The sequence below is a fragment of the Pseudomonas sp. gcc21 genome (assembly GCF_012844345.1).
Lineage (GTDB): Bacteria > Pseudomonadota > Gammaproteobacteria > Pseudomonadales > Pseudomonadaceae > Halopseudomonas.
Window position 1 is genome coordinate 1,326,544 of record NZ_CP051625.1, and the last position, 16,228, is coordinate 1,342,771.

Consider the following 16,228-nt stretch of genomic DNA (forward strand, 5'->3'; position numbering starts at 1 on the left):
TCGCTTCAACCAAGAAAGGACAGGCTAATGGCTACTGTTTCAGACATCATCAGCAGCATGGATTCCAAGTTCAACCCCGCCGCCGCGAAGGGCCTGGATCTGGTATTCCAGTTCAACATAGAGGACGACGACAACTTCTTTGTCACTGTCAAGGACGGCACCTATAGCGCCGAAAAAGGCGATGCCACTGCCCCTGACGTGACCCTGATCATGGACAGCGAAACCCTGTCCGGCGTTATCAGCGGCGAAACCGATGGCATGCAGGCTTTCATGGCTGGCAAGCTGCGCGCCGAAGGCGACATGATGCTTGCACTGAAGCTGAGCGAGCTGTTCCCTGCCTGAAGCTGATCACTAAAAAAACCGGAGCCTGGCGCTCCGGTTTTTTTATCACACCTGATTTCGTTCTACCGCCCAGCCGCGCCCTTTATGCCACGCCCTAAGCAACTGGCTAGCCTTTAATTGATCGGGACGATCGCGCGTCAACACTCCAGCTGATAAACCCATTCAAACAGGTGTTTGAGGTTGTTGCGCGCCCCGCGCTCCTTTAGATTACCTTGTCGCCGGGGCGCTCCAGGCCAGGCACCCGCTCTCATCACAAGGACACTCTCATGCAAAAGACTCAGCTATTCGATCTTGACGGCAAAATTGCGTTGGTCACCGGAGCCAGCCGAGGCATCGGCGAAGCGATCGCCAAACTCCTCGCCCAGCAAGGCGCACACGTTATCGTATCCAGCCGTAAAATCGAAGGTTGCCAGGCAGTTGCCGATGCCATTGTAGCGGCAGGCGGCAAGGCTAGCGCCATCGCATGCCATATTGGTGAAATGGACCAAATCAGCGAGACGATCGAAACCATCCGCAATCAGTTCGGCAAGCTGGATATCCTGGTAAACAATGCAGCAACCAACCCCTATTTCGGCAACGTACTGGATACCGATCTCGGCGCTTTTCAGAAAACCGTCGATGTAAATATCCGGGGTTATTTCTTCATGTCGGTCGAAGCGGGCAAACTGATGCGCGCCCAGGGTGGCGGCGCGATTCTGAACGTGGCTTCGGTCAATGGCGTGGTGCCCGGCGACATGCAGGGGATCTACTCGATCACCAAGGCGGCCGTCATCAATATGACCAAGGTTTTCGCCAAGGAATGCGCTCAGTTCGGGATACGCTGCAACGCGCTCCTGCCGGGACTGACCGACACCAAGTTCGCTTCGGCGCTTACCTCGAACGATTCGATACTGAAAGGCGCGCTGCAACGTATCCCGCTGCGCCGCGCGGCCGATCCGAGTGAAATGGCCGGTACTGTGCTGTACCTGGTGAGCGACGCATCAAGCTATACCACCGGCACCGCGATCAACGTAGACGGCGGCATGCTGTCCTGATCAAGGCTGGCCGGGTGCGAACCCGGCTCCGTTAACCGGCGGGCTTCAACGCATGGAGTGCGACCGGATTAAGCGCCGCCGGCTTCGCTCCGGCGGCATCCAGATCAATAGCGAACCGCGCTTTATCCGCCATGGGCATATACCGCACGACGAAGGCATCAGCTTCAATAAACTGCGGATTGTCCAGCCCATCCAGCCAGTGCCACAGATCGCGCCATTGTGGCGTGCCATATAGCCGCCCCGAGAGCGCTGCATTGCGACCTCGCTGCTTCTCAAGCGTGACATAGCGGCCATTTATTCGAGCCAGACGGTAGCCATCGGATAGCCCCAGCGCCTTGGCCAGCCCTGTCCAGCGCAGCACCTGAATCTGCAGCTCCCAGGTATCACCTTCAAGCTGAACATGACGCTTGGTGCCATTTGCCGCCAGGGTGGCAGCATAACGCTGGGGGGCCGCTTCAGTGAGCTCCAGTACTGCTACCGGGCCTTGCTGCGTAATGGGACGGAACTGCTGCAACTCCCAGGCCGCCAGCCCCAGCAGCGCCGACAGCGAGAGCAGCATAATCAGAAAACATCCCTTGAACCATCCAAGCAACCAGTCCAGACGCCAACCCATCCGCGCCATGACGAACAACAATGCGAGGCCAACGCTTCCCAGCAAAGCGGCCAATCCCAGATATTGCATGCTACTCCTTGCGCGCCCGCGTACCGCTTATGCAGGTACTGACGGTAACGGTTGTCCTTGTCGACGAGCCAGATAACAATCAATAAGCCAGCGAGAAATGGTGCCCCGTGGCGGTATAGCCGGCAGCTGGTCGATATGCCACCAGCGCGCCTCTTCAATTTCACCTGGCTGGGGTACGATCTCGCCGCCCGCATAACAGGCATGAAAGCCCAGCATCAGCGAGTTGGGGAACGGCCAGTTCTGGCTGCCCAGGTATTCCAGCTGATCAACCTCCAGGTTGACCTCTTCCATCACCTCTCGGTGCAAGCACTCTTCCGCAGACTCTCCCGGCTCGATAAATCCGGCCAGGGTGCTGAAAAAACCAGCGCGAAAATGCGGAGATCGGGCCAGCAGCACCTCATCACCGCGGGTAATCAGGACAATGATGCACGGAGCGAGCTTCGGATACTGCCGAAGCCCGCAGGCCGTGCACTGCATGGCCCGCTCCTCAACCCGCGCCTGCATCGGCTGTCCACAGCGACCGCAGAAACGATGCGTGTCATGCCAGGCGTCCAACTGTTGTGCCAGCCCCAGCATGCGGAACGTATCATCATCGACCTGGCCGATCAGCCCTCGCAGACCATGCCAACTAAGGCCGGGCAGTTCGACTGGTTGTTCCAGACGCAGCAGCCGGCACGGCTTGCCATCAAAAAAACCGAGCAACAGATCAAGATCAGGATCACCCAGATAGCGCGCCATATCCGGATCAAGCAGCAGCCGCCCGTCGAGCATGGCGAAGCTTTGCTGGTGGTATACGATTACCAGACCATCAGCGCACGACTCCCCGGCACTGTTCGCCGGCACAAAACGACTGCCTGGTCTATGCATACAACGACTACACCTCGGTAATATTGAAGCCCAACTCGGCCAGACTGTCTTCAGCCAGCGCCAGCACATCCGCAGTAGTCACCGAACACCGTTCGGCCGACTCAAGATAAAACTCAATGCCAGTCAGCGCATCAGCCAGAACTTCGAGCTGTTGCGGATGCGGTAACAGCTTCCGGTCAAGCATGTTTTCCTTGATGAAACATGCCGCCAGGCGAATCACGTTGGCAGCGCGACTCATCCCGAGAAAGATAAGCCCGCCACGGACGGTTTCAAGCGAATCCGGCACATTCATCAGATGCATGATGTCGTTACCTGATTCCATATAGGCGGTCACCGCGCGCTTGGCCAGTGCCAGCCCGGCCTGCGACTCTTCTATGAGAACGATGCGTGCTTCCTTCAGCGCTAGCGGCTCGTCAGCCTCTTCAGATCCGGTCGCTGCGTCCGCCTCACCCTCACCATCCAGACGATCAACCGCCGTTTCGGCCTGCAGTACGGCATCGGCCACCTCTTCCAACAGCGCGTTATCGCCCATGCGCCACGTACTCAGCTTCCCTGATGCGCTCTCAAGATATGAAGAGACTGCCTCTATCTCGAGCATTCTGAAGGTTTTCCAGAGACGTTGGAGCGACGCTTTCAGCGTCTCAAGGGATTGTTCCGGATCGCCGGCATTGCGAGCGAGCAAGTCGAGCAGATCCTTTATGGCGGCGATTTCCTCGCGGAGCGCCTCGGCCACCGAGCGCATCACATCCACGCCGGGCCCACGCAAACGATCGAACGCCTGCAGAATCTCCCGCTCGGTATACCCCGGATCAGGCAGTGCAAAGGCAGCCTTTACCTCCGTAGAACGAGGGCTACTGCCGTCGGCGAGCGCCACCAGATACAGCAACTCCCCCAATAACTGGCGTGGAGGCTGAAGATCACCCGACGGGTGCAAGCCGCTGCGCTTCTTGACCTCTCGGTCCACCTGGGCAAACAGGCGCTTACGTGGATTGGTCAGATGCAGCGGAGTCTCCTCCATCGCTTCGAGCGCGGCCGTCGCAACCCAACAAAGGGTAGCGACAGGACTGCTCAGATAACTTTCCCAGCGCTGCAGCGCCCGCTTCATCAACGGCGTTGCGGCAGCGATACCATCATCGCGGATCAGCGCCAGTAAGCCGAGCTGATACATCTGCCGAAGCCGGTTGAATGCCCGCGGCTCAATCCCCTCATCCGAGCCCGGACGCAGGTTCGGATTCAGGCGGTCGACATCCAGTTGATAAAAGAAGCTTTCGGGAAGCGGGCCGGCGTCGATGCGGTGTTTGCGTAACTCGTTGATCGCCGGCAACAACAGTTCCGGGCGCTCGAATCCCTGCTGGCGACACTGCTCCAGGTAGCGTTCCAGCAGGAAAAGGCTATCACACAGAGAAGAGAGCGGCGCGTTACGCTCGGTGCCGTCGTGCTCTGGCACATCGGTGGCCAGGGCGACCATTTCCGTCAGCAGAACAGTGGCGCCATTCAGTTCGATTAGTTCAAAGGTACCGCGCAGTTGTTGCAAGCTTTCGATGGCCTGCTGCAACAAGCTGCCATTGTGTCTGTCCTCGAGAAATTGCTGTAGCAGATCTTCTGCTTCGCCCATGCTGGCAAAGAGCTCATCCCTGACAAGATCAAGTGATGTGGCACCCGTTAACATCGCATTCCGTCTCCCCATCGTCCCTGCAATCTGACTGATAGCGCTCAGTCGGCAAATTCAGCAGTCTTTCTGGTCATGTGAGCAGCCACCGCTACCTTGAGATCCTCAGACTGCAGCATAGCCGCGTTCCAGCTGGCGATATAATTGAGGCCATCCTCGACACTATGATCCCGGCTGTAGCGTATCATCTCCTTGGTACCACGCACTGCGAGCGGCGATTTGGCGGCTATAGTCCCCGCCAGTTCCATTACGCTCTCGAACAACGCGTCAGATGACGCATAGTGCCGGTTAACCAGGCCTATGCGCTCCGCCTCTACACCATCAATCATGCGCCCGGTGTAGGCTAGTTCCCGCATCATGCCATCCCCTATGATGCGCGGCAATCTTTGCAGCGTGCCAACATCCGCCGCCATTCCCATGTCGATTTCCTTTATTGAAAACAGCGCATCGACAGTCGAGTAGCGCATATCACAGGCCGAGATAAGATCAATCGCACCACCTATGCAATAACCATGTACGGCGGCAATCACCGGCTTACGACAGCGATCCACCGCGTTGAAGGTGTTCTGCAATCGCAGGATCTGCCTGCGCAGCGTTTCAGCGTTGCGTCCGATATCGGTACTCAGCTCGTCCTTGGCCCCTGCCAGCATGGCAAGATCGATGCCGGCGGAGAAATGATTGCCGGCTCCAGAGATAACCACAACGCGAACATTGTCAGTCTGATCAACCCAATCAAACACCTGCACCATTTCATCCCAGAAAGGTCTGCTCATCGCATTGGCTTTCTCTGGCCGATTAATGCGTATATGCACAATCTTGTCGATCTGTTCAACAAGCAGCGTCTGGTATTTCGGCATGCTAGCTCTCCTTACAGGGTTCAAAACGGGTGAGTTCGTAACAGAAAAACAACCGACAAAAATCCATTCGGTCGCACGGGTTGAATACTCAGATCGGCTCCGAAACACACAGATCGTCACACGCTGGAGACAATACTCGTTTCGGTGCTATTTTCCGCGTTATTACAGCTGGGCTTTTGTGATATTCATCCCAGTTCAGTTATTCAAAACGGCCGACATCCGGCTCACTCAACCGGCGAAGCATTCCACGCCGAGAAGCCAGCCGCCTTTTCGATCGCTGCCAACCGCTGCCCATGCGCTTCGAGTTCGGCAGGGCTCGCCTGAATGACTTTCAAACGCGGCCGCTCAGGATCCAGACGACGAATGACGCTGATACCATCGGCGCCGGTATCTTCGTCAGAGCCCTGGCCAGCGAGCGTCAGCGCGGTCTGACCGCCAGTCATGATCAGATAGACGTCTGCGAGAATCTCGGCATCCAGCAAGGCGCCGTGCAGGTCACGCTGCGAGTTATCAACACCGTAACGCTTACAGAGTGCATCCAGGCTGTTGCGCTGGCCCGGGTGCTTACTCCTCGCTAATAGAAGGGTATCGACTACCGAGCAATGATCAGCCATCAAACCATGCCCGGCATTCAACAGTCCGAGCTCTGCATCCAGGAAGCCGATATCGAACGCTGCGTTATGAATAACCAGGCGGGCCCCACTGACGAATTGCATGAAATCGTCGACGACATCGGCGAAGAGGGGTTTGTCAGCAAGAAACTCGTCGCTGATGCCGTGCACCGCGAACGCACCCTCTTCAACCTCGCGCTGGGGATTGATATAGACGTGAAAATGGCGTCCGGTCAGACGCCTGTCCATTAGCTCGACACAACCAATTTCAATGATTCGATGACCTTCTCTGACCTCGATACCGGTCGTTTCCGTGTCCAGTACCACCTCACGCATTGTGCAGTCTCCGTTCGGCAAGGACCTTTTCTACGCCCAGATTGGCCAACTCATCGGCCAGCTCGTTCTCCGGATGCCCGCTGTGGCCCTTGACCCAGCGCCACTCGACCTGGTGTTGATTGACCAGGCTGTCCAGTTCCTGCCATAGGTCGGCGTTCTTGACGGGCTGTTTGCTGGCGGTTTTCCAGCCACGCTTCTTCCAGTTCGGCATCCATTCGCGGATACCTTTCATAACGTACTCGGAATCGGTTGTCAGCACGACCTGCGCGGGCCGCTTGAGCGCTTCCAGGCCACGTATCGCAGCGGTCAGCTCCATGCGGTTATTGGTCGTTTGCAGCTCTCCGCCGTACAGCGTTTTTTCATGGGGTCCAAGGCGCAGCAGCACGCCCCAACCGCCCGGTCCCGGATTCCCCTTACAGGCACCGTCGGTGAAAATCTCTATGGTATGCGTCATTTCTTGTTCCGTTTTTGCGCTCGCCTCGCCCCGGCCACTACCGGCGGCAAGGTCAGCGCGGGAAAAACCCGGCCGCGCTGGCGACGCGGCGTCACACCAAGCATTTGCCGGCGGGCCATGAGGAAATAAAAGCCACCACCAGGCAGGTGGTGTTTGCCGCCAAACTCCTCCAGACCCTGCAATCGCTCGAGCCAGCGCTGGGACATAAGCGGCGGACGATAGCATCCATCAATGCGTTTCTCCACCGAAAACCCGAGCAATTCCAGCCAGTCCACGAGCCGCGACGGCGACACAAAACCGGCTTCGCTGAACCATTGCCGACCGGTAAAATGGCTGATGCCCCAGGCGCTCCATGGGTTGAAGCCGAAGATCAGCAAATGTCCGCCGGCACGTACTGCCTGACTTGCTTCTCGAAGGAGCACTCTGGGCGTCAGGCAGAAATCCAGACCATGATGCAGCAGCACGACATCAAGGCTTTGCGGAGAAAACGGCCACTGGGTCTCTTCCGCCGGGATGGCTTCGCGTCCGGCAAGCAAATCCAGCTGCCAATGATTGCGCAGCACGCTGCGATCGGTATCCAGCAGGTCGGGCGCCAGCCCGTACTGCACCAGATGCTGACCGAAACAACGCTGAATCTGCTGCTGCATGACATCGCGTTCGGTTGCCATGAGCATCTGTCCGGGTGGCGAGTCCAGCCAGGCACGGGCACCCGCCAGGAGCCTGAGCAAATCGTCCTGACTGATGGATCGGGAAATTCCGGGAATTGCCATGTCGCCTCCGGGTTGGCCTCTGACGGCGAACCTCCTATAAGATAAAACACAATATCCCAAAAGGCGCCGTCACCATGCCACAGTTCATCGCTTTGCCAGCGTTTCAGGATAACTATATATGGATGCTACTCGACGAGCATACCAGCCAGGCCGCAGTGGTCGATCCCGGCGACCCGGTGCCGGTTGTGCGCTGGCTGGGCCGCCACCCTGAATACAGCCTCAAGACCATACTGATCACGCATCATCATCGGGACCATACCGGTGGCCTGTCCGCCATCAAGGCCGCCACCGAGTGCAAGGTTTATGGGCCTGCTGAAGAGGATATTTCCGGCATTGATCGCCGGTTGAAAGACGGTGACGAGTTCAGACTGTTCGGTTCGGTTGTGCAGGTAATATCCGTCCCGGGACATACCAGCGGTCATATCGCCCTGTTCTGTAACGATGCAAAGGATCCCTGGTTGCTGTGTGGCGACACCCTCTTTGCCGGCGGGTGCGGCCGTCTGTTCGAAGGCACACCGGAACAGATGCACCATTCACTGCAACGGCTCGCAGCGCTTCCTGACGAAACGCGGGTGTTCTGCGCCCACGAATATACTCAAGCCAATCTGCGGTTCGCCCGGGCGGTAGAACCGGAGAACAAGGATATAAAGGTGCGCCTGGAAGTCGTGGACGATCTGCGTGCCGGCGGTCGTATCACTCTGCCCTCCACCATCGGTCTGGAAAAACTGACCAACCCCTTCCTGCGCTGCGATCAACCGGCCGTTATCGCGGCCGCCAGCCAGCATGTCGGAAACCGACTGGAGCCTGGGGAACAGACGCTGGCCGCCATTCGCCAATGGAAGGATAACTTTTGACACAGTTATGTCGATGTGGCGTGCGGTAGCGGCTGCTGCGGGCTGCGCCGTTTGAATACGCATATCAGTTGGCGTTTGCCCGTATGGTTTCTTGACCCTCCGAGGGGCACTACCTAGAATCGGGCAAACTTTCAGGGACCTGCTCATGCTGTTGACGACAACCAACGCATTCAAAAAAGGATTTTTGGCGCTGGGGCTGCTGGTTCTCGCCGGCTGCCAGACCTCTCCAGAGAACCGACCGACCCATCCGGAGGATGCTCCACGCATCTCACTCACGCAGGCCGAGCGAATCCTCGGAACCGAACCTGACCGGGGACGCGTGCGAAGGGCACTGGCAGAGATTGAAACAACCCCGACCCTGTGGTCCCGAATACGCAAAGGCTTCAAGCTTGATCCCGCGGTGATCGATAACCCGCGGATCGACCAGCAGAGATTGGTGTACACCAGCCAGCCGCGATACTTCGAATCTACTTCTGCCCGCTCCCAGCTCTATCTGCACTACGTGGTCGAACAGATTGATGCGCGAGGCCTCCCCCAGGAGCTGGCGCTTCTGCCCTTCGTTGAAAGCTCCTATAACCCCATGGCCTATTCCAGCTCCCATGCTGCGGGTCTCTGGCAGTTCATCCCCTCTACCGGAAAGATTTTTTCCCTGCGGCAGGACTGGTGGTATGACGGGCGCCGTGACGTCACCGCCTCCACTCAGGCAGCGCTGGACTATCTCACCAGCCTGAACGAGACCTTCGATGGCGACTGGCTCCTCGCGCTAGCTGCCTATAATTGTGGTCCGGGCTGTGTTGGCCGTGCAATCAAACGTAACCGGGAACGCGGTTTGCCAACCGATTACTGGAACCTGCAGCTACCGCGCGAAACCATGAATTACGTTCCGAAGCTGTTGGCGATGGCACAGGTGATCGAGAGCCCAACTGCCTACGGCGCGTCGCTGCCGAAACTCAAGGATGAGCCCTACTTCACGGAAGTGACCGTTGAACAGCAGCTGGACCTGCATAAGGCTGCAGAACTGGCCTCTATAACACCCGAAGAACTGCTGAGTTTGAATCCAGCCTTCAAACAACGCGTTACCGCACCGGAGGGGCCTTTCCAGTTACTGGTCCCCGTCGTGACAGCAGACCAGTTCGTCGCGGGGCTGGCGGAACTGCCGGCCAGCGAATACGTTAGCTTTCACCGCTACAACGTACGCCGTGGCGATACGCTTTCACAGATCGCTGACCGCTATCAGTTGAGTGTCAACGCGATCAAGCAAGCTAACGACATGGTGAGCGGCAATACCATCCGGGTGGGCCAGACCCTGATGCTGCCGACCACAGCCGAAGGCATGACAGCACCAGCCTCAGCCAGGTCCCTGGCTATGGCTGAGCCGCTGACCTATCAAGTCAAGCCAGGCGATAACCTCTGGGCCATTGCGAAACGCCATGGCGTCAGCGTCAATGCGATTACCCGCGATAACGGCCTGAGCACGCCAGTATTGCGCGTGGGCCAACAGTTACAGCTGGCAAGTGCTGACACCGACGCATCGGCAGGCGGCCGGAAGGTGGTCTACACGGTCAAGCCAGGCGATTCGCTCTACAGCATTGCACGTGAATTCAAGGTCCGGATCGATCATATACGGGACTGGAACGAACTGGGCTCGGTACTGCGTCCCGGGCAGCAGCTCACTTTGCATCTGCTTTGATGGTGCAGTTCCGAGGATTGTGAGCGAGCCACAGCCTGTGGCTGACTGCCCGGCCATTGCCCCGCGCCAGTGGGCATAAGCCAGGCGGCTCTTCCGTTGGCCCAACAGCAATGGTAGCGTTGCTGTTGCATTCACTGAACGGCCGCTCATGACGTTTCTCCCTGCTTTTATCCTCGCCATATTGCTCGCTTCCCTGCCCTGGACCCCAGCCGACGCTGCCGTCTATAAACAGCACGGCTACGCGCTATACGGTCAACCCGCTTACCCGGATGACTTCGAGCACCTCAACTATGTGAACCCGCACGCTCCCAAGGGCGGAACGCTGCGCGTAATGGGCAGTGGGACCTTCGATACGCTCAATCCCTATACGCTCAAGGGCACCAGCCCGATCAGCACCGGCAGCTTCGCAAATTATGGCATCAGCGAGCTGAACGAGCCGCTCATGGTGGGCAGTGGCGTCTACGACCCCTCTGCAGACGAGCCCTACTCTGCCTATGGGCTGATTGCGCAGACCCTGGAGTTTTCCGACGACCGTAGCTGGGTGGTCTTCAACTTGCGGGAGGAGGCTCGCTTCCATGACGGGACGCCTATCACCGCAGCGGACGTTGCCTTCTCCTACCAGTTGTTGAAAACGCAGGGCCATCCGAACTACCGGACCATGCTGGAAGCAGTAGAACGCATCGACATTCTCGGCTCCCACCGGATCCGCTTCATTTTCAATCACAGCAATAACCCTATGCTGATTCTTCGTTTGGGAGAGTTGCCGGTATTGCCGGAGCACTACTGGAAGGGTCGTGACTTCGGCGCAACAACCTACCAGGCTGGCTTGAATAGCGGTCCTTACCGCATCAGCGAAATCCGTCCCGGTCGCCGATTGGTGTTCGAGCGAGTCAAGAATTACTGGGGACGCGAGCTGCCAATCAACCTCGGCAAGTACAACGTTGACCGAATGGAAGTGGAGTTCTACCGCGACAATAACGTGGCCTTCGAAGCGTTCAAGGCTGGCGAATTCGACATTTATTTCGACCACAAGGCCAGTAACTGGGCCAATGCTTATGCGTTTCCCGCCGTGCACCGGGGCGACGTTCTCAAGCGCGCCATACCCCACGAAATCCCCAGCCCTACTCAGGCCATGTTTTTCAATACCCGGCGCATGCCATTCGATGACCGCCGCGTACGTCAGGCGTTAGGCATGCTCTTTGATTTCGAGTGGTCCAATCGGGTCCTGTTTTATGGGGCTTATGAGCGTTCGTTAAGCTACTACCCCAACAGTCCCTTCTCGGCGAAGGATTTACCCTCGGGTCAGGAGTTCCTCTTTCTCGAGCCGCACCGCGATCAACTTCCAGACGCACTGTTCCGCGAACCTTTCAGCCTGCCAGTAACCGATGGGCGCGGCATACCTCGCGAAACCCTGCGGGACGCCGTAAAACTATTCGAGGAGGCCGGCTGGTCACTGCGTAATGGAAGGCTACGCAATGCCGACGGCCAGCCGCTGGTTTTCGAGATCCTGCTGGTTAACCCGAGTCTGGAACGTATCCTTCAACCCTACCGCAACAATCTGTCGCGCCTGGGCATCGACATGCATATCCGGACCGTCGACAGCGCACAGTATCGGGCACGGCTGGATCAATTCGACTATGACATGATTCTTGCGACACTGCCGCAGGGGCTATCACCCGGCATGGAGCAACATAGCTATTTCCACTCGAGCCAACGCAACGTACGTGGCAGCCGCAACTATGCCGGCATTGCCAACCCGGTTGTGGACAACATGCTTGAGCATCTGCTGTCGGCCGGCACTCGCGCACAGCAGGTTGCTGCGACCAGGGCTCTCGATCGTGTGATGCTGTGGGAACACTATACAATCCCGAACTGGTATATAAACTACCACCGCATAGCGCACCGCTCCTGGTTGCGCTCAGAATCAACACCGCCTTATTCGCTGGCAATCCGCACCTGGTGGATTGATAAAGCGGTCGAACAATAATCAAGGTCATCAAAATGCTTGCCACGCTGAAAACAACAACCGGACTTATCCTGCTGACCTTGGCAACATTCAGCCAGGCACAGGATGCTGGAAGCCACGCCCTCACGCTTTATGGCGAGCCACCCAAGTATCCGGAAGGTTTCAGCCACTTTGATTACGTCAACCCGGAAGCGCCCAAAGGCGGCACCCTGCGGCTCTCGGGCTTTGGCAGCTTCGACTCGCTGAATGGTTTTATCAGCCGCGGCGCTGCGGCCGACCAGCTCGGTCTCATTTATGACACCCTGACCTTTCACTCACTGGATGAACCCTTCACCGAGTACGGCTTGCTGGCCGAGCGCATCGAGCGGCCTGAAGACAATACTTGGGTGCGTTTCCATCTGCGTGAAGAAGCGCGATTCCACGACGGCGAGCCTGTTACCGCTGAGGACGTCGTGTTCACTTTCAACACTCTGCTCGAGAAAGGCGCACCCTTCTATCGGGCTTATTATGGCGATGTGAAAGAGGTCATCGCAGACAGCGAGCGCAGCGTGACCTTCCACTTCCATAATGGCCAGAACCGGGAATTACCGCTGGTGTTGGGGCAGTTACCGGTATTACCCGCGCATTTCTGGGCTGAACGTGAATTCGATCGCACCGGACTGGAGCCACCCCTGGGCAGCGGACCCTATCGGGTCGGAAACGTGCGCCCCGGCCGCTCGATCAGCTACGAACGTGTCGAGGATTACTGGGGTGCGAACCTGCCCGCTCTGCGAGGTTTCTACAACTTCGACCGAGTGGTCGTCGATTACTATCGCGATACCGGTGTGGCGCTGGAAGCCTTCAAAGCAGGACAGTTTGATTTCAATCAGGAAGTCAGTGCGCGCAACTGGGCCACAGGCTACGACAGTCCTGCGCTTCAGGCCGGTCGGATTATCAAGGAAGAAATCCCCAACCAGAATACTCAGGGCATGCAGGGGTTTGTCTTCAACCTGCGCCGCCCGCATTTCGAGGACCGCCGAGTCCGACAAGCGATTAGCCTGCTGTTTGATTTCGAATGGGCCAACGGGCGACTTTTCCATGGTGCCTACACCCGTAGCGCCAGTTTCTTCGCCAACTCGGAGCTGGCCGCCGAGGGCAAGCCCGATGAGGCCGAGCTCAATCTGCTCGAGCCGTTGCGAGATCAATTGCCTGCCGAAGCGTTCGATTCTGCGTACGTTCCTCCCACGACCGATGGCAGCGGCAATATCCGCGAGCAGATGCGCAAAGCCTATGCGTTGTTGCAGGATGCCGGCTGGCGGATCGAGAACGATCAACTGGTCAACGAACAGGGCGAACCACTGAGTTTTGAATTTCTGCTGGTGCAAGCCGATTTTGAACGCGTTCTGTTGCCCTTCAAACGCAACCTCGCGTCGCTGGGCATCAACATGGAGCTCCGTCGGATTGATACCTCGCAGTACATCAATCGCCTGCGTTCACGGGATTTCGACATGGTGGTCACGGGCTTTGGCCAGTCCAACTCGCCGGGCAATGAGCAACGCGAGTACTGGCATTCCTCCAGCGCTGACAACCCTGGCAGCCGCAACCTGATGGGCCTCAAAGACCCCGCAATCGACAGCCTGGTTGAGGGTTTGATCCAGGCTGACAGTCGCGAAGCGCTGGTTACCCATACCCGTGCGCTGGATCGGGTTCTGCGGGTCACCCACCTGCTGGTCCCCAACTTCCACACGGACGTGTACCGCGTCGCTTACTGGAACAAGTTCGCGCACCCCGCACAGTCCCCCAAATACGACATCGGCCTCTTTACCTGGTGGGTCGACAAGGACAAACCGGGCGCTATCAGCGAGCCTATGCTGCTTCCAGAGCCGACTGACGCCGACAGCGACGCTGAAGACTCAGCCGAGCAGGCGAAGGATGTCACATCCTCACGCCCTGCCGATTCGCCAGCCTCCTCTACCGGTACGGATCAGAGCGAGGATACCGAGTAGATGCTTGCGTATATCATTCGTCGGCTTCTGCTGATCATCCCAACCCTGTTCGGCATTCTGTTAATCAACTTCCTTATCATCCAGGCCGCACCCGGCGGCCCTGTAGAACAGATGGTAGCCAAGCTTGAGGGTTTTGAAGGCGCTACCAGCCGTATCTCGGGAAGCGCCCAGGGCGAGGTGGCGAGCGGCAGCAATTACCGCGGCGCGCAGGGTCTGGACCCGGACATCATCGCCGAGATCGAGCGGATGTACGGTTTCGACAAGCCACCGCATGAGCGATTCTGGCTGATGATCAAGGGCTATATGACCTTTGACTTCGGCGACAGTTTTTTCCGTGACGCCAGCGTGATTGATCTGATTATCGAGAAGATGCCGGTCTCCATTTCCCTGGGCCTGTGGACGACCGTACTGACTTACCTGATTTCCATTCCGCTGGGTATCCGCAAGGCAATCACCCACGGCTCGGCATTTGACGTCTGGACCAGCTCACTGATCATTGTCGGCTACGCCATTCCCGGATTCCTGCTGGCTATTCTGTTGATAGTGCTGTTTGCGGGCGGCAGTTACTTTGACTGGTTCCCGTTACGCGGTCTGACCTCGAACAACTTCGAAGAGCTGGACACCTGGGGCAAGGTCAAGGATTACCTGTGGCACCTGGTGTTGCCGATCACCGCGATGGTCATTGGCAGTTTCGCTACGCTGACCATGCTCACCAAGAATTGCTTTCTCGACGAGATCGGCAAACAGTACGTGACCACTGCGCGGGCCAAGGGTCTGTCCGAACGCCGCGTGCTCTATGGTCACGTGTTCCGCAATGCGATGCTGCTCATTATCGCCGGCTTTCCATCGGCGCTGATCAGCGTGTTTTTCACCGGCGCCCTGCTCATAGAGGTCATCTTCTCCCTCGACGGTCTGGGACTGCTTGGTTTCGAGGCAGCCATCAACCGCGACTATCCGGTTATGTTCGGTACCCTTTATATCTTCACCCTGCTCGGCCTGGTGGTAAAACTGATCGGCGATATTGCCTATACCCTGGTTGATCCACGCATCGACTTTGAAAGCAGGGAGGGCTGAGCATGGGCGGTCGCTTCACTCTCTCACCCCTCAATCGTCGCCGTTTCGCACGGTTCAAGGCCAATCGGCGTGGCTGGTGGTCCCTGCACATTTTCCTGGTGCTCTTTGTCCTCAGCCTCGGCGCAGAGCTGTTGTCGAATGACAAACCCCTGCTGGTGAGCTATCAGGACGAGCTGTATTTTCCGATCTTCAAGCGCTATGCAGAGACGGAGTTTGGTGGGGAATTTCCCATCGAAGCGGATTACCGCAGCAGTTATGTACGCGAACTGATCGAGGAAAAGGGTAACGGCTGGATGCTCTGGCCGCCTAACCCTTACTACTACTCGACAATCAATTATGAGCTGGACGTACCGGCCCCTGCTCCACCCTCTGCTGACAACTGGTTAGGTACCGATGACCAGGCGCGAGATGTTTTTGCGCGGGTGGTCTACGGCTTCCGGATTTCGGTATTGTTTGCCCTCACCCTGACCATTGTCAGCTCGATTATCGGGGTGATCGCCGGTGCCATCCAGGGGTTCTATGGGGGCCGTATCGATCTGTTTGGCCAGCGGTTTATCGAGGTCTGGTCAGGACTCCCGGTCCTCTATCTGCTGATTATCCTGGCCAGCTTCGTTCAACCAAGCTTCTGGTGGTTGCTGGGCATCATGCTGCTGTTTTCCTGGATGTCCCTGGTCGACGTGGTGCGAGCCGAATTTCTCCGTGGTCGGAATCTCGAATACGTCCGGGCTGCGCGCGCATTGGGAGCCAGCAACCGGATCATCATGTTCCGGCACATTCTGCCCAACGCCATGGTAGCCACCCTGACTTTCTTCCCGTTCATTCTGACCGGCGGGGTAATCACTCTGACCTCCCTCGATTTTCTGGGTTTTGGCTTACCGGCTGGATCGCCCTCGTTAGGCGAGCTTATTGCGCAGGGCAAAGCCAATCTTCAGGCACCCTGGTTGGGCATTACCGCCTTCGTGGTGCTGTCGGTCATGCTTTCATTGCTGGTATTCATCGGCGAGGCGCTTCGCGATGCCTTCGACCCAAGGAAATAA

The 16,228-nt window shown here is 57.7% G+C and carries 15 protein-coding genes; 8 read left to right on the forward strand and 7 right to left on the reverse strand.

Annotated features, from left to right (window positions below):
• The first annotated feature begins 27 nt into the window (after positions 1 to 27).
• Both HG264_RS06290 and HG264_RS06295 read left to right on the forward strand, forming a co-directional pair.
• Positions 28 to 342, forward strand: a complete 315-nt coding sequence (locus HG264_RS06290; RefSeq protein ID WP_169406854.1) for an SCP2 sterol-binding domain-containing protein — start codon at positions 28 to 30, stop codon at positions 340 to 342.
• A 266-nt stretch (positions 343 to 608) separates the two neighbouring features.
• Positions 609 to 1,376: an SDR family oxidoreductase gene (locus tag HG264_RS06295; protein ID WP_169406856.1), complete on the forward strand. Its 768-nt coding sequence runs from the start codon at positions 609 to 611 to the stop codon at positions 1,374 to 1,376.
• A gap of 31 nt (positions 1,377 to 1,407) precedes the next feature.
• Here the strand turns inward: HG264_RS06295 and HG264_RS06300 are convergent, their stop codons facing one another.
• The 7 genes from HG264_RS06300 to HG264_RS06330 form a co-directional block, all read right to left on the reverse strand.
• Complete coding sequence (locus tag HG264_RS06300; protein ID WP_169406858.1) at positions 1,408 to 2,058, reverse strand: hypothetical protein; 651 nt, start codon at positions 2,056 to 2,058, stop codon at positions 1,408 to 1,410.
• 27 nt (positions 2,059 to 2,085) lie between these two features.
• Positions 2,086 to 2,925 (reverse strand): NAD(+) diphosphatase, encoded by an 840-nt coding sequence (gene nudC / locus HG264_RS06305; protein WP_169406860.1) that lies wholly within the window; start codon positions 2,923 to 2,925, stop codon positions 2,086 to 2,088.
• A 7-nt stretch (positions 2,926 to 2,932) separates the two neighbouring features.
• Positions 2,933 to 4,594, reverse strand: coding sequence for a ferrous iron transporter B (locus HG264_RS06310; protein ID WP_169406862.1), 1,662 nt, complete (start codon positions 4,592 to 4,594; stop codon positions 2,933 to 2,935).
• Positions 4,595 to 4,638: 44 nt separating this feature from the next.
• A complete protein-coding gene (locus tag HG264_RS06315) occupies positions 4,639 to 5,451 on the reverse strand; it encodes a crotonase/enoyl-CoA hydratase family protein (protein ID WP_169406864.1) in 813 nt (270 codons plus the stop codon).
• A 224-nt stretch (positions 5,452 to 5,675) separates the two neighbouring features.
• Positions 5,676 to 6,398: a DNA polymerase III subunit epsilon gene (gene dnaQ / locus HG264_RS06320; protein ID WP_169406866.1), complete on the reverse strand. Its 723-nt coding sequence runs from the start codon at positions 6,396 to 6,398 to the stop codon at positions 5,676 to 5,678.
• Positions 6,391 to 6,852: a ribonuclease HI gene (gene rnhA, locus HG264_RS06325; RefSeq protein ID WP_169406867.1), complete on the reverse strand. Its 462-nt coding sequence runs from the start codon at positions 6,850 to 6,852 to the stop codon at positions 6,391 to 6,393. Before rnhA ends, dnaQ begins: the two co-directional genes overlap by 8 nt.
• On the reverse strand, positions 6,849 to 7,622 hold the full coding sequence (locus tag HG264_RS06330; RefSeq protein WP_169406869.1) for a class I SAM-dependent methyltransferase: 774 nt from the start codon (positions 7,620 to 7,622) through the stop codon (positions 6,849 to 6,851). Before HG264_RS06330 ends, rnhA begins: the two co-directional genes overlap by 4 nt.
• Before the next feature lie 74 nt (positions 7,623 to 7,696).
• On the opposite strand from HG264_RS06330, the gene gloB reads away from it, so the two are divergent.
• From gloB to HG264_RS06360, 6 genes are all read left to right on the forward strand, one after another.
• Complete coding sequence (gene gloB, locus HG264_RS06335; RefSeq protein WP_169406870.1) at positions 7,697 to 8,476, forward strand: hydroxyacylglutathione hydrolase; 780 nt, start codon at positions 7,697 to 7,699, stop codon at positions 8,474 to 8,476.
• Between the two features lie 145 nt (positions 8,477 to 8,621).
• Positions 8,622 to 10,166 carry a LysM peptidoglycan-binding domain-containing protein gene (locus HG264_RS06340; RefSeq protein WP_169406871.1) on the forward strand — a complete coding sequence of 515 codons (1,545 nt, stop codon included), beginning with the start codon at positions 8,622 to 8,624 and terminating at the stop codon, positions 10,164 to 10,166.
• A gap of 148 nt (positions 10,167 to 10,314) precedes the next feature.
• Positions 10,315 to 12,153 carry an extracellular solute-binding protein gene (locus HG264_RS06345; RefSeq protein WP_169406872.1) on the forward strand — a complete coding sequence of 613 codons (1,839 nt, stop codon included), beginning with the start codon at positions 10,315 to 10,317 and terminating at the stop codon, positions 12,151 to 12,153.
• Between the two features lie 14 nt (positions 12,154 to 12,167).
• A complete protein-coding gene (locus tag HG264_RS06350) occupies positions 12,168 to 14,117 on the forward strand; it encodes an extracellular solute-binding protein (RefSeq protein WP_169406873.1) in 1,950 nt (649 codons plus the stop codon).
• Complete coding sequence (locus HG264_RS06355) at positions 14,118 to 15,191, forward strand: microcin C ABC transporter permease YejB (RefSeq protein ID WP_169406874.1); 1,074 nt, start codon at positions 14,118 to 14,120, stop codon at positions 15,189 to 15,191. It begins immediately after the preceding gene.
• A gap of 2 nt (positions 15,192 to 15,193) precedes the next feature.
• A complete protein-coding gene (locus HG264_RS06360) occupies positions 15,194 to 16,228 on the forward strand; it encodes an ABC transporter permease (protein WP_169406875.1) in 1,035 nt (344 codons plus the stop codon).